The organism is Amycolatopsis sp. NPDC033938 (assembly GCF_055575975.1).
The window spans coordinates 1-24,413 of the sequence record NZ_JBVIRO010000016.1 but is presented as its reverse complement, the minus strand read 5'-3'; the positions used below and the strand labels follow the sequence as shown (position 1 = coordinate 24,413).

24 protein-coding genes and 2 riboswitches are annotated in these 24,413 nt (G+C 68.4%); of the genes, 16 read left to right on the top strand and 8 right to left on the bottom strand.

The features are described from left to right. Positions 1–118 precede the first annotated feature (118 nt). Entirely contained in the window at positions 119–1,132 is a 1,014-nt protein-coding gene (locus ACZ5ZX_RS31315) for a peptidase (protein WP_465505581.1), read from the bottom strand. Positions 1,133–1,167: 35 nt separating this feature from the next. Then, positions 1,168–1,294, bottom strand: a riboswitch (cobalamin riboswitch). Between the two features lie 109 nt (positions 1,295–1,403). Beyond that, a riboswitch (cobalamin riboswitch) is annotated at positions 1,404–1,519 on the top strand. Between the two features lie 83 nt (positions 1,520–1,602). Between ACZ5ZX_RS31315 and ACZ5ZX_RS31310 the strand changes: the two genes are divergently transcribed. From ACZ5ZX_RS31310 to ACZ5ZX_RS31285, 6 genes are read left to right on the top strand one after another with little or no spacing between them, the layout of a single operon-like run. Beyond that, the gene (locus ACZ5ZX_RS31310) at positions 1,603–4,077 is read left to right on the top strand and encodes a hypothetical protein (protein WP_465505580.1); all 2,475 of its coding nucleotides are present in this window, start codon (positions 1,603–1,605) and stop codon (positions 4,075–4,077) included. After that, on the top strand, positions 4,074–4,658 hold the full coding sequence (locus tag ACZ5ZX_RS31305; RefSeq protein WP_465505579.1) for a flagellar hook-length control protein FliK: 585 nt from the start codon (positions 4,074–4,076) through the stop codon (positions 4,656–4,658). Before ACZ5ZX_RS31310 ends, ACZ5ZX_RS31305 begins: the two co-directional genes overlap by 4 nt. Before the next feature lie 14 nt (positions 4,659–4,672). After that, on the top strand, positions 4,673–5,596 hold the full coding sequence (locus ACZ5ZX_RS31300) for an ABC transporter substrate-binding protein (protein WP_465505578.1): 924 nt from the start codon (positions 4,673–4,675) through the stop codon (positions 5,594–5,596). Next, positions 5,596–6,705, top strand: coding sequence for an energy-coupling factor transporter transmembrane component T (locus ACZ5ZX_RS31295; protein ID WP_465505577.1), 1,110 nt, complete (start codon positions 5,596–5,598; stop codon positions 6,703–6,705). The genes ACZ5ZX_RS31300 and ACZ5ZX_RS31295 overlap by 1 nt, the downstream gene beginning before the upstream one ends. Further along, on the top strand, positions 6,702–8,297 hold the full coding sequence (locus tag ACZ5ZX_RS31290; RefSeq protein ID WP_465505576.1) for an ABC transporter ATP-binding protein: 1,596 nt from the start codon (positions 6,702–6,704) through the stop codon (positions 8,295–8,297). The genes ACZ5ZX_RS31295 and ACZ5ZX_RS31290 overlap by 4 nt, the downstream gene beginning before the upstream one ends. Beyond that, positions 8,294–9,103, top strand: coding sequence for an ECF transporter S component (locus tag ACZ5ZX_RS31285; RefSeq protein ID WP_465505575.1), 810 nt, complete (start codon positions 8,294–8,296; stop codon positions 9,101–9,103). The genes ACZ5ZX_RS31290 and ACZ5ZX_RS31285 overlap by 4 nt, the downstream gene beginning before the upstream one ends. Before the next feature lie 197 nt (positions 9,104–9,300). Here ACZ5ZX_RS31285 and ACZ5ZX_RS31280 read toward each other — a convergent pair whose 3' ends face one another. Next, complete coding sequence (locus tag ACZ5ZX_RS31280) at positions 9,301–9,660, bottom strand: hypothetical protein (RefSeq protein ID WP_465505574.1); 360 nt, start codon at positions 9,658–9,660, stop codon at positions 9,301–9,303. Between the two features lie 130 nt (positions 9,661–9,790). On the opposite strand from ACZ5ZX_RS31280, the gene ACZ5ZX_RS31275 reads away from it, so the two are divergent. The 7 genes from ACZ5ZX_RS31275 to ACZ5ZX_RS31245 all read left to right on the top strand — a co-directional run bounded on the left by ACZ5ZX_RS31275 (position 9,791) and on the right by ACZ5ZX_RS31245 (position 15,490). Then, on the top strand, positions 9,791–10,426 hold the full coding sequence (locus ACZ5ZX_RS31275) for a TetR/AcrR family transcriptional regulator (RefSeq protein WP_465505573.1): 636 nt from the start codon (positions 9,791–9,793) through the stop codon (positions 10,424–10,426). A gap of 135 nt (positions 10,427–10,561) precedes the next feature. Then, a complete protein-coding gene (locus ACZ5ZX_RS31270) occupies positions 10,562–11,152 on the top strand; it encodes a hypothetical protein (protein WP_465505741.1) in 591 nt (196 codons plus the stop codon). Between the two features lie 526 nt (positions 11,153–11,678). Next, complete coding sequence (locus ACZ5ZX_RS31265; RefSeq protein ID WP_465505572.1) at positions 11,679–12,014, top strand: lactococcin 972 family bacteriocin; 336 nt, start codon at positions 11,679–11,681, stop codon at positions 12,012–12,014. Between the two features lie 84 nt (positions 12,015–12,098). Further along, on the top strand, positions 12,099–14,048 hold the full coding sequence (locus ACZ5ZX_RS31260) for a hypothetical protein (protein ID WP_465505571.1): 1,950 nt from the start codon (positions 12,099–12,101) through the stop codon (positions 14,046–14,048). Between the two features lie 17 nt (positions 14,049–14,065). Beyond that, positions 14,066–14,731, top strand: a complete 666-nt coding sequence (locus tag ACZ5ZX_RS31255; protein ID WP_465505570.1) for an ABC transporter ATP-binding protein — start codon at positions 14,066–14,068, stop codon at positions 14,729–14,731. A gap of 111 nt (positions 14,732–14,842) precedes the next feature. Then, positions 14,843–15,139, top strand: coding sequence for a hypothetical protein (locus ACZ5ZX_RS31250; RefSeq protein WP_465505569.1), 297 nt, complete (start codon positions 14,843–14,845; stop codon positions 15,137–15,139). A gap of 117 nt (positions 15,140–15,256) precedes the next feature. Next, positions 15,257–15,490 (top strand): hypothetical protein, encoded by a 234-nt coding sequence (locus ACZ5ZX_RS31245; RefSeq protein ID WP_465505568.1) that lies wholly within the window; start codon positions 15,257–15,259, stop codon positions 15,488–15,490. A 31-nt stretch (positions 15,491–15,521) separates the two neighbouring features. Here the strand turns inward: ACZ5ZX_RS31245 and ACZ5ZX_RS31240 are convergent, their stop codons facing one another. From ACZ5ZX_RS31240 to ACZ5ZX_RS31230, 3 genes are all read right to left on the bottom strand, one after another. Beyond that, positions 15,522–15,746 carry a hypothetical protein gene (locus ACZ5ZX_RS31240; RefSeq protein WP_465505567.1) on the bottom strand — a complete coding sequence of 75 codons (225 nt, stop codon included), beginning with the start codon at positions 15,744–15,746 and terminating at the stop codon, positions 15,522–15,524. Positions 15,747–16,627: 881 nt separating this feature from the next. After that, positions 16,628–18,280: a glutamate--tRNA ligase gene (locus tag ACZ5ZX_RS31235; RefSeq protein ID WP_465505566.1), complete on the bottom strand. Its 1,653-nt coding sequence runs from the start codon at positions 18,278–18,280 to the stop codon at positions 16,628–16,630. Positions 18,281–18,647: 367 nt separating this feature from the next. Then, positions 18,648–19,589, bottom strand: a complete 942-nt coding sequence (locus tag ACZ5ZX_RS31230) for an MBL fold metallo-hydrolase (RefSeq protein WP_465505565.1) — start codon at positions 19,587–19,589, stop codon at positions 18,648–18,650. A gap of 82 nt (positions 19,590–19,671) precedes the next feature. Here ACZ5ZX_RS31230 and ACZ5ZX_RS31225 point away from each other — a divergent pair, with 82 nt between their 5' ends. Then, positions 19,672–20,556 carry a LysR family transcriptional regulator gene (locus ACZ5ZX_RS31225; RefSeq protein ID WP_465505564.1) on the top strand — a complete coding sequence of 295 codons (885 nt, stop codon included), beginning with the start codon at positions 19,672–19,674 and terminating at the stop codon, positions 20,554–20,556. Positions 20,557–20,585: 29 nt separating this feature from the next. Further along, positions 20,586–21,002 (top strand): hypothetical protein, encoded by a 417-nt coding sequence (locus ACZ5ZX_RS31220; protein WP_465505563.1) that lies wholly within the window; start codon positions 20,586–20,588, stop codon positions 21,000–21,002. 12 nt (positions 21,003–21,014) lie between these two features. On the opposite strand, the gene ACZ5ZX_RS31215 is transcribed toward ACZ5ZX_RS31220, so the two are convergent. From ACZ5ZX_RS31215 to ACZ5ZX_RS31205, 3 genes are read right to left on the bottom strand one after another with little or no spacing between them, the layout of a single operon-like run. After that, a complete protein-coding gene (locus ACZ5ZX_RS31215; protein WP_465464932.1) occupies positions 21,015–21,224 on the bottom strand; it encodes a hypervirulence associated TUDOR domain-containing protein in 210 nt (69 codons plus the stop codon). 2 nt (positions 21,225–21,226) lie between these two features. Continuing rightward, a complete protein-coding gene (locus ACZ5ZX_RS31210) occupies positions 21,227–21,715 on the bottom strand; it encodes an MSMEG_6728 family protein (protein ID WP_465505562.1) in 489 nt (162 codons plus the stop codon). Between the two features lie 36 nt (positions 21,716–21,751). Then, the gene (locus ACZ5ZX_RS31205; RefSeq protein WP_465505561.1) at positions 21,752–22,657 is read right to left on the bottom strand and encodes a glutaminase; all 906 of its coding nucleotides are present in this window, start codon (positions 22,655–22,657) and stop codon (positions 21,752–21,754) included. A 170-nt stretch (positions 22,658–22,827) separates the two neighbouring features. On the opposite strand from ACZ5ZX_RS31205, the gene ACZ5ZX_RS31200 reads away from it, so the two are divergent. Further along, positions 22,828–24,216 (top strand): amino acid permease, encoded by a 1,389-nt coding sequence (locus ACZ5ZX_RS31200; protein WP_465505560.1) that lies wholly within the window; start codon positions 22,828–22,830, stop codon positions 24,214–24,216. The last annotated feature ends 197 nt before the right edge of the window (positions 24,217–24,413 follow it).

The following is a 24,413-nucleotide window of genomic DNA, read 5'->3' as shown; positions in this document are numbered from 1 at the left end:
CGGCGCCACCGCCGCGTGGGGGCCGATAGGGTTAAACCCCCTAACCGCCACACACGACCACCTGTACCGAAGGGGCGCCGGAAGCCTCGGTCCGGCCCCGCCCACCGCACTCAGAGGACTAAACGCGGGGGCAGGCGAGCACCGGTGCCTGCGGACGGCCGCCGCCGTGCAGGTCGCTCAACGGAACCCTCGCCAGGCCGAGGATCGCCTGCGCGGTCGCACGCGGGGCGGTCGACGGGTTCAGGCCCGTGGCGTCGTAGGCGATCGCGCCCCGGTCCGCCGCCGCGCCGGTGCAGCCGGTCTGCAGCGAACGCAGGAATTCGCGGGCCTTGGCCGCGGCGACGGGACGGTGGCCCGCCAAGGCTTGGGCGGCGAGGCCGGTGCTGTTGGCGTTGGGCGCGTTGGTGGCGAAGCCGAAGCCGCCGTTCGCGTGCTGCTTGGTGACCAGCCACGCGGTGCCTTCAGCGGCGTTCACCGCGTCACCGGTAGCGCGCAACGCCTGGACGGCCGTCGCGGTCGCGTCGACGTCGCTCGTGCACGTCGCCTCGCCGAAGTTCAGCGGGAAGCCGCCGTCCGCGCATTGCGTACCCGCGAGGAACGTGACGGCGGACGCGGGAGCGCCACTGGCGGTGCGGTCGAGCGCGAGCAGCGCGAGCGACTGCGAAAGCGCGTTGGAGTAGTCGCCGAATTCGGATCGGTCCGAGAACCGGCCGGACGGCGTGAGCAGCGAGAGCAGCCCCGCCTTCAGGTCGACGCCGCCGAACGACGCCGGGTTCTCGCCCCGGATCTGCGCGGCGAGCATCAGTTTGGCGTGCGCGCCCGCGTACGCCTCGCTGCCGCTTCCGACGTAGCCGGTGGTGATCTCCGGCTTCGCCAGCCACGCGATCGCCTTGCCCGCGTTCGTGTCCGACACCCCGGCGGCGGCGAACGCGAAGACGGCGTCGATCGTCAGGCCCTGGTCGGGGAACTTCTGGCCGCCGAAGTCGGCCTCGAACCGCTCCCCGTCGATCAGTTGCCTGGCGAGCCAGCCCGCCGCGGCCTCCGCTTTGTCGGGGGTGGCCGCGGTCGCCGCCGGGGCGGCGACCAGCCCGATGCCGCACAGTATGGCGACGGCGAGGAACAAACGTCTCATGAGAACCCTTTCCCGCATTTCCACGACAGGAGTCGGCGGTGACACCGCGCGACGTGGGTGACCGGGCTCGCCGGGAAGGCATACCGTTGCGGGACAGCGCCGGACTCTCACCGGACTTCCCCCACGACCGCGCTGAATCGGACGACCCGAAGAGTCTCATCTCCGCCGGGTGCCGCGGTACCGCCGGGCGCGAGCGGCGATGTGATCCTGGCAACGACCTGGTCAGCGGTGCCTGCCGCGAGTGATCGGGTGTTAACCTCGGCTGGCTCGACAACTCAACACCGCCGCCCGTGACGGGGAAGCCGGTCGAAATCCGGCGCTGTCGCGCAACCGTGGGCCCTTTCACCGGGGCGAGCCGGGATACCGAACGGGCGGATGAACGATCAGAAGTCCGAACCACTGTCGCGATAAACAGGGGTGACCCCGGCGTCCGCGCCTGTCCTCCTTCGTGCCCGCAAAAGGAGGAGTACATGCGCCGCGGGTATCTGGCCGCCTTGTCCTTCGCCGTCAGCGCCGGTCTGGTCGCCGCGTTGCTCACGGGTACGGCGACGGCCGCGAGCGACCGCGGCGCGGCGCAGGCGAATTCCCGGTGGCTCGCGACGAAACTGAAGCCGGACGGCACGCTGGACGATCCCAACGGCGGCGCGTTGCCCGACCACGGGCTGATGCTCGACGTGCTGTTCGCGATGTACGCGTCGGGCGAAGGGGCGCGCGCCGAACCGATCGTGAAGTTCCTCGACGACCAGGGCCACGCCACCGACTTCTTCACCTGGGACGGCTTGGTCCCGGGCGCCGGGTACGACGCGGTCATCGTCGGCGGCGCGGTGGCGAAAACGCTGGTCGCGGCCGAGGTCTCCGGCCGCGACCCGCGAAACTTCGACGGCCACGACATGGTCGCCGAGACCAAGGCCGCGATCATGCGCAAGGGGCCGGACAAGGGCCGGGTCAGCGACTATTCGAAGAACCCCGAGCTCGCCGACGCCGTGACCAACAACGCGAACATGTTCGCGCAGGCGCTCGGCGTCATCGGGCTCGCGGCGGCGGGCGAGAACGACCGGCTCGCCATCGACAAACTGCTGACCCAGCAGTGTTCCGAGGGTTACTTCCGCATCGCCTTCGGGCACGTCAAGACGACCGAGACCGGCGACCACGTCACGCCGGGCGGAGAGAAAGTTTCGACGTGCGACGAAGGTAAGGCAGCCGGCCAGTCCGCGACGGATGGCGACGCCACCGGCATCTCGCTGTCGGCGCTGGTGGCCGCGCGGAAGGCGGGCGCGACCGGCCTCGACACCCCGATCGCCAAGGCCGTCTCCTGGCTCGTCGCGAACCAGAGCGCCGGCGGCGGCTGGGGTGGTGGCGTCGGCACCGAGGCACCGAACACCAACAGCACCGGCCTGATCGTCCAGGCACTCGCCGACGTCGGCGGCGCGGAAGCGGCGGTGGATCGCGGGGTGCGTTTCCTCAAATCCGCCCAGGCCACGGCCGCGGCCGACGCCGGGAACTCCCTCGCGCGCGACCTCGGCGCGATCGCCTACAACCCGGCTTCCTACGAAGCCGGCCGCACCAACGGGATCAGCGGGCTCGACACTTGGATCCGCGCCGGCGCTCAGGCCTCCCTCGGACTGGCACAGACCGGGTTCTACGCGCTCGCGAGGGGCGCCGGGCCGCCACCGGGGAGCAGCGTGGCGGAACCGGCCACGGTCACCGTCACGCCGCCGATGGCCAAGCCGAAACCCGCACGCGCGCAGAAGAACAGCACGTCGGCCCCGAGGAAGACCACCGTACTGAAGGCGGCCCCGGACGCGATGGTCTCGCCGTCCGCGGCGACGCCCGCCGCCCGGCTGGGCGCCTACCTGGCGAACCACTTGACCGGCGGCGACCACGTCGAGGTCGCCGAGGACGGCAAGACCTACGTCGATTACGACGCCACCGCGGATCTCGTGCTCGCGTTGCGGGCGCTGGACGAACAGCCGGACGCGGTCGCTCGCGCGTCGAAATTCCTGCTGACGCCGGAAGCCGTGCGGGCCTACGCGCACGGCGCGCCGTACGAACAGGGTGGCGCGTCCTACGCCGAACCGCTCGCGAAGCTCGTGCTCGTCGCCGAGTTCGCGAAGGCCGACCTCGCGGGTCAACTGCGGGGCGAGCTGGTGAAACTCCGTGGTGAGGACGGCAAGTTCACCGACATCGGTTCCTTCGCCGACGCGGACGAGACGGTCGAACGCCACACGTGGGCCTTGCTCGCCACCGCCGCCGATCCCGGTGCCGCGGTCGAATTGCTCCTCTCACGCCAGTGCGCCGACGGCACGTTCCCGAAACACCTCGACACCATGGAGTGCGGCTCCGGTGATCTCGCCGCGACGGCCGCGGCGGTCACCGCGCTGGCCGCCCGGCCGTTCACCGACGCCGCGCCCGCCACGAAACGACCGGACGGCTGGTCCGAACGACGCGTGTCGGCGGTCGTCTCCGCGGTGAAGGCGCTCGGCGTCCGGCCGACCGGCGAGGGAGTGGTGACCGGCGAAGCGGGGCGACCGGACGTCGTGCTCAGCGCTTCGGTCGCCGCCGCCAGGCAGGTGGCGGGGCTGGACGCGAGCGGTACCGCGCGTTCGCTGGGCAAGCTCGCGCGCGCCGACGGCGGATTCGCCAAGGAACCGGTCGCGGCGGGCGAGGGAGAGACCGACTTCCCGACGAGCCTGGCCGCCGCGCCGGGGGTCGCGGGCCGGTCGTGGCTCACCGCGGCCGATTCGCCGTTGTCGCCCGCCCTCCGGCTGCCGCTTTCGGAAGCCGACGCCGCGTCCGGCACCCCATTGCAGGCCACCGCTCAGCCCGCCTGGCCGCCCTGGCTGATGTGGGGTCTGACCGGACTGGCCGGATCGCTGCTGCTCGCGGCGATCGCGCTGATTTTCCTGCTCCGCCGATTCATCAAGACCAAGGGGGTCTCGTCATGAGAAAACTGCTCGCCGTCACGTCCGTCCTCATCGGACTGACGATCGCCGTGCCCGCGACAGCGCAGGCGGTCGACCCGGCCAAGGGCTACAACGGGGTCTGCGCCGGCGCCGACGCCCTCACCGGGGTCACCGTCGTCGTCGACTTCCAGGAACTGGACGGCAACGGTGGCACCGCCGCGCCGACGATCACGCGCTGCTCGCCCAACGCGAGTCCCGGCACCGCCCGGACCGGTATCAAGGCCTTGCAGGACGCGGGGATCGCCGTCGCCGGGACCGCGAAGTGGGGCCTCGGTTTCGTCTGCCGCCTGGAGGGCCGCCCGGCCGCGACGGAAACCCTTCCGCTGTCGACCAATCCGAACTACAAGGAAGCGTGTGTGATCACCCCGTCGCCGGTCGCGTACTGGGGTTACTGGTACGCCGACGGTTCCGGTTCCGCCTGGACCTACAGCAGCCAGGGCGCGCTCAACCGCAACGTCGTCCCCGGTGGTTTCGAAGGCTGGTCGTTCTCGCTGAACAAGTCCTCCTCGACCAACCCGCCGCCCGGGGTCACGCCGTCGAACCCGGCCCGCACTGTCCAATGAGGAGGGTCTTCGGCGTGGTGGTGGCGATCTTCCTGATCGCCGCCACGGCGCCGCCCGCGCACGCGATCGATCAGAGCAAGGGGCATCCCGGTTTCTGCAAGGACGGCACCGGGGTCACCGTGGTCGTCGACTTCCAGCAGCTCGGTGGCACGACCATCGTGCGCTGCAATCCCCAGCCGACCCGCGGCACCGGGCTGGACGCGCTCAAGGGCGCGGGTTTCCAGATCGCCGGTGTGCAGCGCTGGGGTGAGTCGTTCGTCTGCCGGATCGAGAACCGGCCGTCCGCGACCGAGCAGCTTCCGGTCGCCGGGCGCGAGCAGTACCGCGAGCTGTGCGTCGACACGCCTCCCTCCGGGGCGTACTGGTCCTATTGGCAAGCTTCGAACAACTGCGCCTGGGACTACAGCCAATGGGGTGTGAAGAACCGGGACTTCATCCCCGGCGGGTTCGAGGGCTGGTCCTTCTCACTGAACGCCTCCACGGCGAACAACCCGGTCCCGCGGATCTCCGCGGTGCGACCGGGTACCGAGAGCCAGCCCTGCGCGCCACCTGAGGAAGCGAAGCCGGCCACCGGCGACCCTGCCGAACGGCAGGGCCAACGGCCGCAGGCCGGAAATGGGCAGCAACCCGGCCAGGGCCTCCAGCCGCCCGCGGGCGAGGGGCCGGGTGCGGGCGAGCCGCCCGCGGCGGGACAGAGTGCCGGCGCGCTGCCGCCGCCCAAGCCGCGCCCGAGCGCGTCGGTGCGGCCGAAGGCGAACGACCCGTCGGGCAACGTCGCGTTCACCGGTGGCGAGAACGCCGAGGACGTCAACGCGATGATCGACCGTGAATCCGGCGCGAGCGGCTGGGCCCCTTTCGCGGCGGGAGCGGCCGTCCTGCTGTTGTGTGTTGCCGGATTCCTGGTGGCACGCAGGCGTAAACGCGCACAGGGAACCTGATGACGTCGTACTTCCTGCCGCGCGACCTGCATCCGGCCGCCTGGTGGGTGTGGGCGCTCGGCCTCGCCGTCGCGGCGGCCAGGACGACGAACCCGTGGCTGCTGCTGACCATCGTGGCCGTCGCGGGATACGTCGTCGTGGCCCGGCGCACCGAGGCCCCGTGGGCCTTGGCGTTCCGGCTCTACCTCTACCTCGGCGCGCTCATCGTGGCGGTCCGGTTGTTCTTCCGGTTCGTGTTCGGCGGCGGCGAAGGTGCCACGATCATCCTGCGGCTGCCCGAAATCCCGCTGCCCGCGTGGGCGGCGGGCATCCGGCTGTTCGGCGACGTCTCCGCGGAATCGTTGCTGGGCGGGCTCTACGACGGGATGCGGCTGGCCACGATGGTGATCTGCCTCGGCGCGGCCAACGCGCTGGCGAACCCGAAACGCCTGCTCAAGGCGATGCCGCCCGCGTTGTACGAAGTGGGCACCGCGGTGATCGTCGCGTTGTCGGTGTTCCCGCAGCTCGCCGAGAGTGTGCTGCGGGTCCGGCGTGCCCGCAAACTGCGGGGTGGGTCGGGCAAGAAGATGAAGGCCTTGCACGCCGTCCTCATCCCGGTGCTGGAGGACGCGCTGTCCCGTTCGCTGCAGCTCGCCGCGTCGATGGACTCCCGCGGCTACGGACGGGCCGGGACGATCGAGGCGCGTGCCCGGCTGCTCACCGGCACGCTGATGATCGTCGGCCTGCTCGGGGTCTGCGTCGGCGTATACGCCACTTTGGACGGTTCGACCCCCAGATTCCTCGCCGCTCCGGTGCTTTCCGCCGGGGTGGTGATCGGGCTCGCCGGATTCTGGTCCGCGGGCAAACGTGTCCAGCGCACCCGCTACCGGCCCGATCGCTGGCATCCGGCGGAACTCGTCGTCGCCGCGAGCGGGCTCGTGGTCGCGGGCGTCCTGTTCATGACCTCCAGCGTGAACCCGATGGACCTCAACCCTTCACTGCTCCATCTGTCCTGGCCGTCGCTGTCGTGGGGCCCGCTGCTCGGGGTACTGGCCGGAGTGCTGCCCGCCTTCCTGACCCCGGCCCCCGAACCGCCGTACGCCGCGCTCGAAGAAGAAGTGCACGCATGATCGAACTGAATCAGGTCTCCTTCACCTACCGCGGCCGCTCCGAACCGGTGCTGTCCGACGTGACGCTGTCCATCGGTGAGGGCGAACTCGTGCTCTTCGCCGGCCAGACCGGGGCGGGCAAATCGACGCTGCTCGGCACGATCAACGGCCTCGTCCCGCATTTCACCGGCGGCCATCTGGACGGCACGGTGTCCGTCGACGGCGTCACGACGCGATCGCGGCCGCCCCGGGAGTTCGCGCATCTGGTCGGCGTCGTCGGACAGGACCCGCTGGCGGGCTTCGTCACCGACACCGTCGAGGACGAACTGGCGTACGGCATGGAACAACTCGGCCTCGATCCGCAGGTGATGCGCCGCCGCGTCGAGGAGACGCTCGATCTCCTCGGCATCGCGGAACTGCGCAGGCGCGCGTTGCGGACACTGTCCGGCGGACAGCAGCAGCGGGTGGCGATCGGCTCGGTGCTCACCACGCATCCGAAGGTGCTCGTGCTGGACGAACCGACGTCCGCGCTGGATCCGACCGCGGCCGAGGAGGTACTGGCGACGCTGGCCAGGCTGGTGGAGGACCTCGGCACGACGGTGCTGATGGCCGAACACCGCATGGAACGCGTCATCCCGTTCGCGGACCGGATGATCTACGTTCCGGGCACCGGTGCGGTGGTGGACGGCCCGCCGCCCGAGGTGCTGAAGGATATGCCCATCGCGCCACCCATCGTCCAATTAGGACGGATGGCGGGATGGGACCCGCTGCCGATGACGGTACGCGATGCCCGCCGTCGCGCTTCCTCGCTGTCACTGGGGACTCCGCCGGTCCGGACCACGACCGAGGGCGAGGAGGTGCTCACCGCTTCCGGGATCGTGGTCCGGTACGGGCCGAAGGTCGCGGTACGGGAGGTCGATCTCGTCCTGCGGGCGGGCGAAGTGCTGGCGATGATGGGCCGCAACGGCTCCGGCAAGTCGTCGCTGCTGTGGGCGGTGCAGGGCTCCGGCCCGCGGCAGGGCGGCAAGGTCACCGTCGAGGGCAAGGATCCGAAGACGCTGAGCAGCCCGGCGGCCCGCGCGCTCGTCGGGATGGTGCCGCAGACCGCGAGCGACCTGCTGTACCTGCAGACCGTCGCCGCCGAATGCGAGGCCGCCGACGCGGAATCGGGCGCGGAACCGGGTTGTTGCCGGGCGCTGCTCGACAGGCTCGCTCCGGGTATCGATCCCGATTCGCATCCGCGTGACCTGTCTGAGGGACAGCGGCTCGCGCTCGTACTCGCGGTGCAGTTGTCGGCCGCGCCCCGGATCATGCTGCTGGACGAACCCACCCGAGGCCTCGACTACACGGCGAAGGCGGCGCTGGCGCAGATGATCGCGTCACTGACGGCCGAGGGGAAAGCGGTCGTCGTGGCCACGCACGATGTCGAGTTCGTCGCGACGGTCGCGCGACGCGTGGTCGTGATGGCGGAAGGAGAGATCGTCTCCGACGGCCCGACCGCCGAGGTACTGGGCGGCTCGCCGGCGTTCGCGACGCAGGTCGCCAAGATCCTCGGCGAACCGTGGCTCACCGTCGACGACGTCCGCTCGGCACTCGGGCAGGAGGTCCGGTGACCACCGCGCCCGCGGTCCGGCTGGGGCCACGCTCGGCGCTGGTGCTCGCGCTCGCGTCGCTCGCGGGGCTGATGATGTTCGTGTGGCCGCTCCTGGTCCGCGTCGAACCGCAGGCGACGCAGCACGGCCCGGACGCGCCGTTCGTGTTCATCGGGCTCCTCCCGGTCCTGATCGTCATCGTGCTCGCCGAGATGTCCGAAGGGGGCATGGATTCCAAGGCCCTCGCGATGCTCGGGGTCCTTTCGGCGGTGAACGCGGCCTTGCGTCCCCTGGGCGCGGGGACCGCGGGGATCGAGACGGTGTTCTTCGTCCTGGTGCTGGCGGGGCGGGTGCTCGGGCCCGGATTCGGTTTCGTGCTGGGCTGTACGTCGATGTTCGCTTCCGCGTTGCTGACCGCGGGAGTGGGGCCGTGGCTGCCGTTCCAGATGATGTGCTCGGCGTGGATCGGGATGGGCGCCGGACTACTGCCACGCCGTGTCACCGGCAAGGCCGAGATCGCGATGCTCGCCGGCTACGGGATCTTCGTCGCGTATGTCTTCGGATTCCTGATGAACCTGTGGTTCTGGCCGTTCATCACCGACGCCGAGGTGCCGTACCACGACGGCCACATCTCCTACGTGCCCGGCGCCCCGGTGCTGGAGAACCTGCACCGGTTCGCCGTGTTCACCCTGCTGACTTCGACGGCCGGCTGGGACACCGGGCGGGCGATCACCAACGCGGTGGCGATCCTGGTGCTGGGGCCCGCCGTACTCGCGACCTTGCGACGGGCCTCGCGGAAGGCTTCCTTCGGGCTACCGGGGTCGTGAGTGGCGTTTCGGGTTATCGAGGGATAAGGCAAACGTGTCGTGTCTCGGGTGGGACGGTGGCTGGGCATGTACTTCACGACCGGCCGCCGAGGTCACAGCGGTCCCACCGTCACCAGGGATCACATCCGACGGTAGCGAAGGCCTCCTTCCCTACTTTGAGCGTAGGGAAGGAGGCCTTCACGGACACCACGTTTGCCTTACCCCTCACGAGGTTGGCGGGCCTTCCGGCGCAAAACGGGGTACGCCACCGCGAACGCCAACCCCACAGCCACGATGATCGCGGCGAAGACGGGATGCATGTCCTTGGAAAGACTCTGCGCGCGCTCGGGCCCGATCGCCCAGAGTGCCAACGGCGTCGCGTAGGCGGCGGTGAGGGCGATCGCGCCCCAGCGGAGTGCGTTGAGCCGGGTGTCGCGCAGGGTGCCGATCAGGACGATGACGACCGGGACGATCGCGATCATCGCGAATTGGCCGACGATCATGATCGGCACCGCCCAGGCGGAGATGAGGACGGACAGCGGGCCAGGGTGAGGGCGGGGCTTCCGAGTGTCCGACATGAGACGGCTCCTTCATGCGATCAAGTTAGCGCCAGTAGTGATAGCTAGAAGCTATAACCAAGCGTGAGTGAGTGTCAATAAGTAAAGTGATAACCTCTAACCTTCAGTGAGGTCTGGAAAGGGGTGATCGATGGACGCGGACGGGAAGACCTCGCGCGAGCGCTACCGGGCCAAGGTGCGCGCGGAGATCAAGCGGCACGCGTGGGAGCAGCTGGCCACGACGGGGGTCTCGGCGTTGTCCCTCAACGCGATCGCCAAACACGTGGGCATGAGCGGTCCGGCGCTCTACCGGTACTTCGCCAACCGCGACGACCTGATCACGGACCTCATCCGCGACGCCTACCGGAGCCTGGCCGACGCCGTCCGGGCAGCCTCCGGGTCGGCCCGTGAAGTCGCCTACGCCATCAGGGAATGGGCGCTGGCGGACCCTCAGCGCTATCTGTTCGTCTACGGCACGCCGATCCCTGGTTATCACGCGCCCGGCGACACCACGAAGATCTCGAACGAGATCATGGCGGTGCTGCTCGACGTCCACGCCGTGTGTCCCGACGCTGGGCGGGTGACGCCGTTCGACGTCCATCTCGCAGACCATCGGGAGTGGGCGGGCGGCCATCCGGCGTCACCCTCGGTGCTCCGGCGTGCCGTGACGTTCTGGACGCGGATCCACGGCGTCCTGTCACTCGAGCTCGCCGGTCACTTCGCCGGGATGGGCTTCGACCCCGCCGTACTCTTCGCCGCCGAGCTGGACGACTTGCTCGCGAGCTGACCGGCGACCATCCACAGTGGACTTGTCCCGCTCATCGGGGCACCCTTTCCCGCTGTACGGCGGTTTCGGCGACCGCTGTGCTAACTTCCCGGAATGCGCGGAGGCTCCAGGATCCCCTTCAGCAGGACGCTCGCGGTGGCCGCGTCCGTGCTTCTGGTCTCACTCGCCGGCCCCGTGGCGACGGCGAACGCGTCCGGCGGACAGCCGTCGCGGCACGGCTGCGAATGCGCGACCCCGTCGATCGACCGGTTGCAGCAGTGGCTCGCGTCCGGTGAGGGTACGACGGTTCCGGCGACCGGCAGCCTGCTCGTCCGTGAACGCGGTGGATACGCGGCCAAGGTGACCTTCCTCAACGCCGAATGGCATGTGATCGTCGTATGGCTGGGGAACCGGTTCGAGGCGCAGGCCGACCTTTCGAAATCCGCCGGTTTCTGGATGACCTACCGCGCGACCGACGACCTCTACGTGCAGCTGCGGCCGGCCTCGCACTGGAGTGGCGGCGACAAGTGGCTCACGAAGGTGCCGTCGACCGGCGGGAGGCTCGTGAAGAGGTTCTTCAGCTTCGCGCCCCGCGCGTGGACCACGCTGCCTGAACTCGGGAAGCCGTCGTACTCGTTCGCGTCCGCGCTGGCCGAGGCGCGCGGCCTGGTCTTCGTCGGCAAGACCCCGAACGAACTCGACTTCCGGGGACTGCGCGTCGACCGCCACACCCCGCCCTGTCTCTGAGTGCCGGCGCCCCGACGATCCGTGCACGGTCGGTCTTCCGCGCGCGGAGCCTGATTTCATCCGTCTCCCGCTAAAGAATCGCTAAGCGAAGTCCTCAGCGTGATCTGCAGGTTTCGATCGATTTGCGGATACCGCGGTCTTCGAAGCGTAAAAGTGCGTATCGATGCGGCGCAGGCGATCGAACTCGGATATTCGCAGGATTCAACTGAATGATCACCATAGTCGGTGAATAGGTTCTTTTTCAACCATCCCGTAATTGCCGACGGGTAATCGCCCTTTGTTGGCTTTATCCTTTTGTTACCTGGCGCCGGGTTGTTTCGATCATGCGGGTGCTCGTACGGTCTGAGACACGATCGGGTGACACGGTGGGGGTTCTGGGGTTTCAAGAGTCGACCACGAGTCGTGGTCGAGAATCGCATTTACTCTTTCGTGTTCTCTGTTCGTCCGGTTCCGGGATATCGGCGATCGCCTTGCAATCGGTATATTCTCAACCTGATGGGGAGCGTGTTCGACAATGGAAGCGAAAGTGGAGACGAGCAGAATCAGAAAGGGCGTGGCCGCGGCCGTCATCGCCTCGTTCGGATTCGTGGGTGTCGGCGTGGCGGCGCCGCCCGCGATGGCCTGGCTGCACCCCGGCCCGACTACGCAGTACCCGTCGAGCGGAGGGACGTGGCAGTACGGCTTCTGGAACGTCAAGGTCCGTTCGTACTACACCGTGAACAGGTGTCACGGGTCGTCCGTCAAGCTCAACGGTGACCTGGTGCGCAGTGCCAACACGGCCGCCGGCCAGCGATCCACCGCGGAGAAGTACGCCGTCAACACCCCCGGTGCGGACGACGCGTACTACTACCGCACCTGCTGATCTGAATCCCCGCCGTATCCGGCCGGTCGCGCGCCGGCCGGATACGGCGGGGCTCCTCCCGGTTGAGCGATCGAAGGAAAGTCGTTGCACAGAAAAGTAGTGGTCGCGGTTTCGGCGATGCTGTTCGCCTTGCTGGCGGTCGCGGTGACCCTGATGGCGAACCTGCACGATCGGACCTATCCGCAGCAACTCGGGACCAAGTCCGTCGTCGAGCTGGACTTCGTCAATGCCGGCCTGTCGGACGCGGAGGCGATCGGTGAGCTGGGACGCCTGAGCGATCGTCTGGGGGCGGGCCTGCTCAAGGTCGCGCCGGATCTCGGCGGCGATCAGTCCGGCCAGGTCTTCGTGAAGGTCGGCACCGCGGGCGGATTCCCGGAGCGGATCACACGTTTCGGAGACGAGAAGGACGCCGAGATCAGGAGCAACGCGGCGCTCGAACACTCATACGCGAGCGGTCAATACCTCGTCACCGGTTCGGCCGACCGGCTTCCCGAGTTCCGGGAATGGTTGACGGCGCATCAGGTGATCGCCAAGTGGAACGACAACGATCTCGGTACGACACTGGAATCGGTGGCGCGGCAGGGCAGCTTCCTGATGAGCCTGCTGGCCGCCACCGCGCTGATGGCTTCGCTGGTGCTGTACTGGCTTTCGGTCAAGGCCAGGGGACGGGCGCTCCGTGCGCTCGCCGGCGTTTCGACCTGGCGGATCCAGTACGAGGATCTGCGGGGCTTCCTGTTCGCGATGGTACTGGCCGCCGTCGTCGTCGACGCGGCCGCCGTCGTCGTCATCGGTGCCACGCAAGGGTGGGTCTTCGCGCCGCTTTACCTCTCGATCCTGCTGATGTTCGACGCGATCGTGATCGTCGTGACGATGCTGTGCGCGCTGGTGATGTCCGTGGCGTCCTGGCCTGGGCCCGCGATGCTGGCCAACCGCGATCCCGCCGTCAAATCCCTGCGCGGCGTTTCGCTGGTGCTCAAGGCCCTCATCTTCGTTCTGGTGCTGGCCGCGGTTTCCCCGGCGTACACCGCCTACGCGAACGCCAGGAACACCGCTCTCCAGCAGTCCCAATGGAAATCCCTGGCGGATCAGGTCGCGCTGTCCTTCCCCGCGGCGATGGGCGAAAGCGGGTTCCAGGAGATCATGGGCAAAGTGGGTGACGTGGTGCGCGACGCGGAACAACGCGGCGACGTCGCGCTCTCCTACACTTGGAACGCGGGGGCCGTGGAAGGCGTCGACCTGGGCCCCTCCGGACACCTGGCGCTGGTCAGCCAGGGCTGGTTGAACCTGATGCTGGGCAACGGGAAGGGACGGCTGGCGCCACTCCCTCCAGAGCGGATTCCGGACAGCACGCAGAAGTTCCTGGTGGACAACCTGGACCTGTGGAAGCGCGGAGGCGGGTCCGCGGCCGAGGTGTTCGGCAAGTTCTCGTTCTACCATTTCTCGCAGCCGGAACAGCTTCCGCTGGCCGTGGCCGGAAGCGGCGAACTGGTGTTCCCGGCGGACGCGATCGTCGCGGTCGTCCCGGATCTGCACGCCACGTTCAACGACGACTTCCTCGCGTCCATCGCGTCCAGCCGGAATCTCGTGTTCACCGGGCTCGGCCCCACGCAAGCTCTGCTGGCCCAGCACGGCCTGCAGTACAAGGCGAACGTGAAGTACGCGGCGGAAGAGGGGATCCTGCTCGCCCAGTTCACCGCGTATTTCGCTTGGCTCGAAGGGGTTTCCTTGGTGGCGCTGCTGGTGGCACTGGTCGTTTCCTCGCTGATCGCGGCGTTCATCGCGGCCGTACTGCACGCCCGGCGGGATTTCCCGCTCCGGCTCGCCGGACAGCGCTGGTCCGAAATCCTCGCCGGGCGGGTCGCCCCGGAATGGCTCGTGGGCGCCGCGCTGGCCGTAACGATCATCCTGCTCCGCGGCGGCGATGGTGCGCTGCTCGCGACGGCGGCGGCGATACTCTGCCTCGTCGCCTCCCCGGTCACGCATCTCCTGGCCACTCGCTGGACCTTCGCCAACGTCCGGCGACGCACTCTCTAGACGGGAAGACCTCCATCATGGAAATACGAGCCGATGCCGTTTCCGTCGTCATCGACGGCCGGGAAATCGTCCACGACGCCTCGCTCTCCTGCGGTCCGGGGACCATGACCGCCCTCGTCGGGCCCAGCGGCTGCGGCAAGACGACCTTGTTGCACTGCCTGGGTTTGCTGCAGCGGCCGACCGCGGGCCGGGTCCTGATGGACGGCGCCGACACCGGCGGCTGGAACGCGCGGGCCCGGCGACGGTTCTGGAAGGATTCCGGGGCCTTCGTCCTGCAGGACTACGGCGTGATGGAGGAGGAGTCGGTCGCCTTCAACGTGGTGATGAAGGCCGGCGTCTTCGGCTCGCGAGTGATCGGGGACCAGCGGAAGATGAAGGCCGTCCTCGAGCTGACCGGGCTGGCCGGCCGGGACGAGGAACAGGCCTCGCATCTCAGCGGTGGCGAGAAACAGCGACTCTCGATCGCCAGGGCTCTCTACAAGGACGCCAAGGCCGTCTTCGTCGACGAGCCGACGGCGTCACTCGACGAGTCCAACCGGGCACGGGTCATCCACCTCCTCGGTGATCTGGCCCGGCGCGGCTGCGTCGTCATCGTGGCGACCCATGACGACGAGATGATGAGCGCCTGCGACGTCCGCTATTCGTTGAGTGCGGACAAGGGCGTTCGGGCTTCTCGCCGCTGAGGATCTTCGCGGTGAGGGCTCCGGCGGGTGACCGTCGCACACGGTGCCCGATTTGTCCTGTACGGTGAACTTTCAGCCACCCCGTGCTCGACGATCCGAGGAGTACCCCTGATGAGCCTGTTCGACTCGCTGAAGGAGAAGGCCGCCGAACTGCTGGGCGGCGCGGGGGACAAGGTCAGCGAGCTGACCGGAGTCGACCTTTCCGGTGCCGCCGACCAGGTCACCCAGTCCGCCGAGGGGCTGACCGAGACCGGCCAGGGCCTCGCCGAGAACGCCACCGCCGCGGGACAGGACGCCGTCGATTCGGCCACCGCGGCCGGTCAGGGCGTCGTCGACTCCACCGGTGCGCTCGGCGACGCCGCCACCGGACTGGCCGGCGACGCGATCAACCCGAACGCCAGGGGCTGATCGCCCGCGCTCTCCCGGAATCGGGAGATTCCCACGGATGCCGCGGAAAAGGCCTCCGTGGGAGAGGCTCGGTCGCGCTACCCTTGCGGAACTTGACTCATCTGCGGGGGAGCGGACATGGTCGTGATCTGGGTCGTACTCGGTGTACTCGTACTGGTGATCGGCATCGCCGTGGTCACCGATCTGCGCGATCGCGGACGAGGCGGGACCCGCAAGATCATGATGCCGAGCTGGGCCTCGCGGCGTGCGGACTACACGGAGAACGACCTGGTCCACGGCCGCTGGGTCGACAAGTCACCGCGCGAGCAGGAGGAAGAACTCCGGCGGCGGTACCGGTCGGGCGAGGAGTGAACCGGTCGTAGGCTCCTTCGAAGTGGACGGCCTACGCGGCGTTCCTGCTCCAGTGCCACGCGGCGTGCAGGACCGCGATCAGGGCTTCGTCGTCGGCGAAGGTGGGTTCTTCGCCGACCGGTAACCAGGTCCGGTCGACGATTTCGCCGTGCCGTCGGCGGACCACCGAGATCCCGGGGTACGACAGCGTCGCTCGGCCGTCTGCGGCCACCCGCCGGAACTCCCAGCACAGTTGAACAACGCGATCAGCGCTCATTGACCACAACTTTCCCTACTTGCGTAATGGGTAAGTCGTCTGTCGGTGCTCGCGCGTTTCAGTCGGGTGGCCGTCGGTCGATTCTCCGGAGAGCCTTGCCCGTGCAGGGTGGTGCTGTGCTCGTCGAGGCCGGTGGGGCGGCCGCGTGTCGGGGTGGTCCGTGAAGGCCTCCTTGAGGGACTCGTTCCCGCACCAGTAGGTCGGTGCGCTTCTTGGCGGGAATGAGGTTCCTTGATCAGCACCCGAGCCGGTGCGGTCCACGGTGTCCATGAAGGAATTGGGACACTCAACGTCCCAATTCCTTCATGGATACGCTCAACGGCCCGCCGAATCACTGCTCATCTGCTGGTCAGACGTAGATATGCAAATCCGTGAAGGCCTCCTTGAGAGACTCTGAGTCCCTCAAGGAGGCCTTCACGGACTGGCGCGGGCAAGGAACTCCCACTGAGGCCGGATATGGCCAGGACTTCCTGCGGCTCAGTGACCGATTGATGGCTGTATGTCACCTGAGGCCGGTGTGCCTAAGGGGACTTTTGTGGTGGTGTCTTTGCGCGTGAAGGCCCCCTTCCCTCGGCTCAGCCGAGGGAAGGGGGCCTTCACGCGCATCAGAACCGGGCGCCAGCGCCCACCCCCCGTGCTAACCCTATTCGCCATTCACGACCCCACGCGGAACCGCACATAGCGTCATCAACCGGACGCCGAGCTCCCGAAAGGTGTCCCTTGTGGACAGTCGCGCGACGCACCCCGCCTCGGCGGGGCCCTCCTCGCCTGCCGCCTGGTAGTGAAGGCCTCCTTCACTACCTTGAGGGTAGGCAAGGGGGCCTTCACGGAAGCCGGCCGATCACGCCACGCGAGGGAACGCGTACCGGCCACGACCGTCCCTAGCCGACGAGACCGGTGAACCGGCTCAGCGTCTCCTCGCGCCCCAACGCCTGCGTGATCGAGTGCAGGTCCGGGCTCCGGGTCGAACCGGTGATCGCGATCCGGATGATCTGCGAAGCTTCGCGAATGGAGCCCGGGAAGCCCTCGGGATTCTTCTTGAACTCCTTGGCGTTCTTCGCGAAACCGTGCTTCGCCGCCACCTCGCGGATCTGCTGGAACCACTCCTGGCCGTCGTCGAGCTGCTGGTAGTTCCCGACGAAGTCGCGCGCGACGGCCTGGACGACCTCACGGTCGACGCCGAGCGCGGCGATCCGCTCGTCGTCGGGTCCGGCGACGGCGGCGTGCAGCTGCGGGAAGAAGAAGCCGTAGACGGCGCGGAACTCGCTCCACTTCTTCAGGTCCTTGCGCGGGTTCTCGGCGCCGTCACGCTCGACGGCGAGCGCCCGGAGCGCGAGCTCGGGCTCGGCGTCGAGGACGGTCCGCAGCGGCGGGTCGAACCGCTCCGCCCAGGCGCGGACCTCTTCGAGGATCTCGGCGCCGGACAGCGTGGCGATGTGGTCGGCCGAGATGTCGTCGAGTTTGACCAGGTCCACCAGCGGGCCGGCGACACCGCATTCGTCGAGGTTGATCGGCTCGCTCAGGGCCTGGTCGAGCGGCATTTCGGCGAGACGGCCGTTGGCGAGGCCGCGCAGGTAGTAGAGGACGGCCTTGGCGGGGTAGCCGGACTCGATGTAGAAGTCGACGCTCGCTTCCGGGTCCTTGCGCTTCGACAGCTTGCGCTTGCTGCCGCCCTCCTGCTTCATCAGCGGCGCGATGTGCGCGTAGGTGATCGGCTCGAAGGCGAGGGCGTCGAACAGCTGCTGGTGCACCGGCACCGAGGAGATCCACTCGTCACCGCGGATGACCAGGTTGACCCGCATGAGGTGATCGTCGACCGCGTGCGCGAAGTGGTAGGTCGGCAGCCGGGGGCTCTGGTCGGAGCTCTTCAGGATGACGACGTCGTTGCGGTTCGCTTCGGCTTCGAGCGGGCCGCGGATGGCGTCGGTGAACCGGGCGCGGGCGCCGGTGTCGTCCGGCGCGCGGAACCGGACGACGTACGGGTCGCCCGCGTCGAGTTTGGCCTGGACGTCGGCGGGGTCGGCGTCGCGCCAGATGGCCCACGAGCCGTAGTAGCCGGTCGGCAGCTTCGTCGCCTGCTGTCGCGCGGTGATCGCCGCGAGTTCGTCCTTGGTGGCGAAGTCGAGGTACGCGCGGCCGAGGCGGAGCAGGTGGCGGACGTAGGTCAGGTAGATCTGTTCGCGCTCGGACTGCTGGTACGGGCCGTAGTCGCCGCCGCGGTGGATGTCCTCGTCGGCCGCGAGACCGAAGTAGCCGAAGCCGCGCTCGAACTGGTCGATCGCGCCTTCGACCTCGCGGGACCGGTCGGTGTCCTCGACCCGGACCAGGTAGCGCCCGCCGCTGCGGCGGGCGACGTCCTGGTCGATGGTGGCGACGTAGATGCCGCCGATGTGGACGAACCCGGTCGGCGACGGGCCGAAGCGGGTGACCAGTGCGCCCTCGGGGAGATCGCGGGCGGGGTAACGCTGTTCCCAGTGCTCGGGTTCGGGCAGGTCGGCGGGGAAGAGGGCGTCGATGACTGCTCGGTCCAGCATGGCGGTTCAGATCTCCCGGCGTCGTGGTGCATGGCGGTTTTCGCCATCGAAGAGACTAGCCGTCCGGCCTCCTGTCCTGGCGGGGGTGGTCCCGATGACGGGTGCTCCAGTTGCCTACCCCGGTTCCGGCGAGTGGAGCAGACGAAAGCCACACGTCGTCCATGCTGCTTCGCACTGTCGGCGAATGGGTCCGAACCTGCACGATTTCGGTACCGAACACCGCAGGTTCAGAGGGAGATTTCCAATGCAGACCACTGTTTCCGACGCTATCCGCCGCTTCTTCGCCGACTCCGGGGTCGACGTCTCCGCGTTGGGCCAGACCGAAGTGGACTTCGCGATCGATCACTTCGACAACTCGAAGAACTCGTCAAGCGGAGGGGCTTTCGGCTGCTTCACCGGCGCTTGCTGTCTCATGGCCTGAGTGCTCCGCGCAGAGGCAGCCGACGCCCTTCGAGATCCAGTCCCGGCCTTCCCAATCCGGATGGCGTTCGATCATCAGCGCTTCGACCTCAGCGGCGATCGTCTCTTCGGGGAGAGCCGAGTCGCGCCGCTTCCAGGTCTCGTCGCGCAGCAGTTCGAGATATTCACGGACGTCGGTCAGGATCCGGCGTCCGGAGACGTCGCCATGGCCAGGGACGACGAGGTCCGGCCCGGCGGCGTCCAGCCGTCGCAGCACTTCGATCCACCGCTGTCCCGAGACGTCGGTGTCGTACGGCGGGAACCACGGGAAGATCGCGAACTGGCCGGTCTCGACCAGATCCCCCGTGAAGAGCACCCCCGCGTCCGGGACGGTCACCACCTGGTCACCCTTGCTGTGGGCGCGTCCGGTGGCCGTCAGCCGCACGACCCGTCCGCCGAGGTCGAGCTCGTGGGCGTCGCCGTAGACCACGTCCGGAGCGACCAGGTCCACACCTTCCAGGTTCCGCGCGACCGGCGTGCCGAGGCCGCGGAACATCTCCAGATAGCCGGGTCCTTTGTGGACCAGATCCGCCGCCTGGGCGCTGTTGACGAGGTAGGTCGCGTGGTCCGCGAAGACCTGCGCGCCGAACGCGTGCTCGGGGTGGAAATGCGTCGTGGTCAGGTACACGCGGCGGCCGCGGGCGTGTTCGGCCGCGAAGGCGAGCACCTTTTCGGCGTTGCGCGGCCCCAGCCCGGTGTCGACGACGAGCACCGAGTGCGCACCGCCGATGACGCCGATGTTGGGGACGAGGTCGACACCGTGATTCGGGATCACCACCAGGTCGCGGGCGATTTCGATGGCGTGGCCAGGCTCGACGGCGGGCTCGTGGGTGAGAGGTTCGAAGGGCATGATCCGAATGTCCCGCCGATACCCCTTCGCCGTCCAAGACCGATTTCGCCGGTCCGATACCTGATGGGTATCATCGCCGGTGATGGAACTCCGCCTGCTTCGCTACTTCGTCGCCGTCGTCGAGGAGCGGCACTTCGGCCGGGCCGCCGCGCGGCTGCACATGACCCAGCCGCCGCTGAGCCGGGCCATCCAGCAGCTGGAAGGCGACCTGGGGGTCGTGCTGCTGCTTCGCTCGGCCGCCGGCGTCGAACTCACCGCGGCCGGGACCACCCTCTACGCCGAGGCCCGCACCCTGCTGGACCGGGCCGAGCGGGCCCGCGCTCGCGTGAGCGCCGCGGCGGGTCCCGCGACGCTCACCGTCGGCACCCTGTCCGACGGCGCGGGGGAGGCGGGCACGCGGCTGGCCGAGGCGTTCCGCCGTCGTCACCCGGAGGTGTCGATCCGGTTCCGCGAGGCGGATTTCACCGATCCCACCACCGGCCTGCGCGCCGGGCTGGCCGACGTCGCGCTGACCCGGTCGCCGTTCGACGAAACCGGCATCGGTATCCGCGTCCTGCGCACGGAACCGGTCGGGATCATCCTGCGCACCGGTGATCCGCTCGCCGGTCGTGACTCGCTGCGGCTGGCCGACGTCGCCGATCGGCCGTGGTTCCAGCTGCCGGACGGGACGGATCCGCTCTGGCGCGCGTACTGGAACGGGGCGGCGCCCGTCGGCGAGCGGCCATCCGGCCCGGTGGTGCGCACGGTCAGCGAATGCGTGCAGGCCGTGTTGTGGAACGGCACCGCGGGCATCGCCCCGCTCGGGCACCCCCTGCCCGACGGGCTCACCTGGGTGCCCTTGGAAGACATGCCGCCGAGCCCGCTCGTCGTCGCGTGGGTGACCGGACAGGAGAGCCCGCTGGTCCGCTCGTTCGTCCGGATCGCCGTCGAGAGTCACCGAGGACAGTCACCGATGAGGGCGGTGTAAAACCGACGGCGCCGGGGAATCACCCGATCATGCCGGAATCACCCTCAGAACCCGACGACACGACCGTCGACGCCGTCGGAAAACTGGTCTTCGCCCTCGAGACGGTCGAACAGGCGCGGGGCCATCTGTACGCCTTCCACCACCTCACGGGAACCGCCGATTTCGCACTCGGCGAGACCGTCGAAGCGCTCCGGAAGGCCGGTCACCCGGACTGGGCCGAGCGGATCCAGACCGAGCTGATCGGGCTCAACGTGCTGCCGGAGCGGTGGACCTTCCAGCTGATCGAGGAATACGACGACGGCTACTACACGACCTTCCGCGACATGACGCGTGACGTCACCGGCGACTTGACCGGAGGGCGGCGGCATCTGCACGAAGAGCGCATCAAACGGCAACGGCGCACCGAGGGAAGGCCAGGGCACGAGATGGGGCACCCCAGCAAGTGAGCCACGAGTGGCTCACAACTTCTCCAGCGCGTCGGGTTTGTGGACCGCTTCACCGCCGCTTTTGTCGCTGCGGACCAGGTACTGCGGTTCGTCCTTCGACGCCCGTACCGTGCGGCCACCCGCTTCGGTGTCGGAGGTGATCTCCTTCAAGACTTCGCCTTCGGCCTGCCCGCCGTGACTGTTCCAGCGGACTTTGTCTCCTTTGTGGAAGCGTTTCGTCATCGTCATCCCTTCTCGGTGGGTGTCCGTCGTGGACGGTCCGACGCGGGCCAGACATACGGGAGGTCGTCGGGAACGTCCGGAAAGCGTGGCCGGTAGTGCTCCGGATCCTTGCGGACCAGCGCGGACCGGTGACTGCGATGGAAGTCGGCGTCACCGAGCCAGGGCGGGAGTTCGCCTTCGTCCGCGAGTTCCGCCTGTGTGCGGACGTCCGTCAAACCGGTCGTGCGGAGCAGATCGGCCCGCAACGTGTCGTGGCAGGTGTCCTGCCTGCCGGTGGCGCACCAGACCTCGCAGACGTCGAAACCGTACCTGACCAGGGCCTCCTCGTAGCCCGCCCACATCGTCGCGGCCGGATGATGACGCCAGCCGTAATCGGCCACCGTCAGCGCGCGCAGCACCTGGATGGCCTCCACCCGCTGCTTGCCGAGCCGTCGCGCGTCGAGCACTTCGGCCGTGGCGCGAAAATCGGCGCAAGGAAGGAAAGTCTGCACACTCTCGACTTCCCCGGCGCCCGGGTTTCAAACCGCTCAGAAGATCGACCAGCCGGTCAGGGTGGTCAACCGGTCCAGCGCCGCGACGCCCGCGACGGAGTTGCCGCGCGGGTCCAGGCCGGGGCTCCACACGCAGACCGCGCACCGGCCGGGGACGATCGCGACGATGCCGCCGCCGACACCGCTCTTGCCGGGAAGTCCGACGCGGTAGGCGAATTCGCCTGCCGCGTCGTAGGTGCCGCAGGTCAGCATCACCGCGTTGACCCGCTTGGCGGCGCTGAGCCCGAGCAGCCTGCCGCCGTCGTTGCGGACGCCGTGACGGGCGAGGAACACCGCCGAGCGTGCGACGTCTTCGCAGTTCATCGCGATCGAGCACTGGCGCACGTACTGATCGAGGACCTCTGGGACCGGACGGCGCATGTTCCGGTAGGACGCCATGAAGTACGCGAGCGCGCGGTTGCGGTCGGCGTGCCCGGCCTCCGACGCGGCGACCTCGGCGTCGATGCCGATGTCCGCGTTCCCGCTTTCCTCGCGCAGGAAGCGAAGCAGGATCTCCGCCGCGTCACCGTGATGCGCCAGCTCGTCGGTCACCACCAGCGCGCCGGCGTTGATGAACGGATTGCGCGGGATCCCGTCCTCGTTCTCCAGCTGTACCAGCGAGTTGAACGGGTTGCCGGACGGTTCTCGGCCCACCCGCGTCCACACGCCGTCGCCGTGGGAGAGCGCGAGCGCCAGGGTGAAGACCTTCGACATGCTCTGGATGGAGAACGGTGTCCGCCAGTCACCGACACCGTGGACCCGACCGTCCACTTCGGCCACCGCCATCCCGAATCGCCGGGGTTCGACCCTGGCCAAGGCGGGGATGTAGTCCGCGACGGAGCCGCGGCCGATCTCCGGCGCGACGTCGTCGGCGATCCGGTCCAGCAACGCTGCGAGGTCCACGGCGGTAGCGTAGGAGGCCGTCCTCGCGCGCGAAGATCGGGGTTCGCGAGTGAACTTGTCAAATCGAAAAGGGAAATACCAGGAAAACCACCGTAGTGACGTGCCGCACACCTTAAGTCTTCCTTAGCAGTGTTGGTGACCTGCCGCACACGCTCTAGCGTCTGGCAACCATGGATTCCTCGCTGCTCACCGAAAAAGGTGAAAGCTACTCAAAAGCGCTGGGCAACCGCCAAGTGCAGATGATCGCCATCGGCGGCGCGATCGGCGTCGGGCTTTTCCTCGGTGCCGGTGGCAAACTCCATCAGGTCGGGCCGTCGCTGGTCCTTTCGTACGCGCTCTGCGGTATCGCCGCCTACTTCGTGATGCGCGCACTCGGTGAGCTCGTGCTGCACGAGCCGACCTCCGGCAGCTTCGTCACCTATGCCCGCAAGTTCATCGGGCCTTGGGCGGGTTTCGCCTCCGGCTGGATGTACTGGGTGAACTGGGCGATGACCGGCATCGCGGAGATCACCGCGGTCGCGATCTACGCGCACAAGTGGCTGCCCGACGTGCCGCAGTGGATCACGGCGCTCATCGCGCTCGGCGTACTGATCGCGGTGAACCTGCTTTCGGTGAAACTGTTCGGCGAGCTGGAATTCTGGTTCTCGGTGGTCAAGGTGCTGGCCATCGTGATCTTCCTCGTCGTCGCCGCCGGGCTGGTGCTCACCAGCGCCGACATCGGCGGTAGCCAGGCGGGCGTGCACAACCTGACCGACCACAATGGATTCTTCCCGGCCGGTGTCGGCATCGCGCTGATGACACTGCAGGCGGTCATCTTCGCGTACTCGGCGATCGAAGTCGTCGGGATCGCGGCCGGTGAGACCAAGGACGCCCGCAAGGTGCTGCCGAAGGCGATCAACGGCGTGGTCTGGCGGATCGGCGTGTTCTACGTCGGTTCCGTGCTGCTGCTGGCGATGTTGCTGCCGTGGCCGTTCTACAACGGTGGCGAGAGCCCCTTCGTCACCGTCTTCTCCCGGCTCGGGATCCCCGGCATCGGTGACGTGATGAACGCCGTCGTGCTCACCGCCGCGTTGTCGAGCGTCAACTCCGGGCTCTACTCCACCGGCCGGATCCTGCGCGCGCTGGCGGACAAGGGCGAGGCGCCGAAGTTCGTCGGCAAGATGAGCGGCCGTCACGTGCCCTACGGCGGGATCCTGTTCACCTCGGGTGCCTACCTGCTGGGCGTGGTGCTCAACTACCTGGTGCCGAAGGACGCTTTCGACATCGCGATCGCGATCGCCTCGCTCGGGGTGATCACGACGTGGGCGACGCTGATCTTCTGCCAGATGCGGCTGCGCCAGGCGGCGTTGCGCGGGGAGCTGGAACGGCCGTCCTACCGGATGCCGTGGGCGCCCTACAGCGGTTGGGCGACGCTCGGCTTCCTCGTGCTGGTCGTGGTCCTGATGGGCTTCTCCGACGGTGCGGAGAAGATCGCGTTCTACTCGATCCCGGTGCTGGTCGTCGTACTGGCGGTGGGGTGGCGCTTCGTCGGCAAGCGGCAGCGGCAAGAGGTGCGCTGACCCGCGAACCGGCGGGCAGGCGGATCGCCTATCCACAAAGGACACCGCTTCTGATCGAAGTGCCCGATTTGATCGTTTTGCGCGCCTCCAGAGGGGCGTCGTGAGTGGCCCGGTCGCCACAGTCTTCTTGGCGCCGCGGGAGCGCGTGAAGGCCCCCTTCCCTCGGCTCAGCCGAGGGAAGGGGGCCTTCACGCGCT

Coding starts and splice junctions, on each gene's coding strand:
- ACZ5ZX_RS31315 (WP_465505581.1), bottom strand. CDS start 1,132: ATGAGACGTTTGTTCCTCGCCGTCGCCATACTGTGCGGCATCGGGCTG.
- ACZ5ZX_RS31310 (WP_465505580.1), top strand. CDS start 1,603: ATGCGCCGCGGGTATCTGGCCGCCTTGTCCTTCGCCGTCAGCGCCGGT.
- ACZ5ZX_RS31305 (WP_465505579.1), top strand. CDS start 4,074: ATGAGAAAACTGCTCGCCGTCACGTCCGTCCTCATCGGACTGACGATC.
- ACZ5ZX_RS31295 (WP_465505577.1), top strand. CDS start 5,596: ATGACGTCGTACTTCCTGCCGCGCGACCTGCATCCGGCCGCCTGGTGG.
- ACZ5ZX_RS31290 (WP_465505576.1), top strand. CDS start 6,702: ATGATCGAACTGAATCAGGTCTCCTTCACCTACCGCGGCCGCTCCGAA.
- ACZ5ZX_RS31280 (WP_465505574.1), bottom strand. CDS start 9,660: ATGTCGGACACTCGGAAGCCCCGCCCTCACCCTGGCCCGCTGTCCGTC.
- ACZ5ZX_RS31275 (WP_465505573.1), top strand. CDS start 9,791: ATGGACGCGGACGGGAAGACCTCGCGCGAGCGCTACCGGGCCAAGGTG.
- ACZ5ZX_RS31255 (WP_465505570.1), top strand. CDS start 14,066: ATGGAAATACGAGCCGATGCCGTTTCCGTCGTCATCGACGGCCGGGAA.
- ACZ5ZX_RS31250 (WP_465505569.1), top strand. CDS start 14,843: ATGAGCCTGTTCGACTCGCTGAAGGAGAAGGCCGCCGAACTGCTGGGC.
- ACZ5ZX_RS31245 (WP_465505568.1), top strand. CDS start 15,257: ATGGTCGTGATCTGGGTCGTACTCGGTGTACTCGTACTGGTGATCGGC.
- ACZ5ZX_RS31240 (WP_465505567.1), bottom strand. CDS start 15,746: ATGAGCGCTGATCGCGTTGTTCAACTGTGCTGGGAGTTCCGGCGGGTG.
- ACZ5ZX_RS31235 (WP_465505566.1), bottom strand. CDS start 18,280: ATGCTGGACCGAGCAGTCATCGACGCCCTCTTCCCCGCCGACCTGCCC.
- ACZ5ZX_RS31230 (WP_465505565.1), bottom strand. CDS start 19,589: ATGCCCTTCGAACCTCTCACCCACGAGCCCGCCGTCGAGCCTGGCCAC.
- ACZ5ZX_RS31225 (WP_465505564.1), top strand. CDS start 19,672: ATGGAACTCCGCCTGCTTCGCTACTTCGTCGCCGTCGTCGAGGAGCGG.
- ACZ5ZX_RS31220 (WP_465505563.1), top strand. CDS start 20,586: ATGCCGGAATCACCCTCAGAACCCGACGACACGACCGTCGACGCCGTC.
- ACZ5ZX_RS31215 (WP_465464932.1), bottom strand. CDS start 21,224: ATGACGAAACGCTTCCACAAAGGAGACAAAGTCCGCTGGAACAGTCAC.
- ACZ5ZX_RS31200 (WP_465505560.1), top strand. CDS start 22,828: ATGGATTCCTCGCTGCTCACCGAAAAAGGTGAAAGCTACTCAAAAGCG.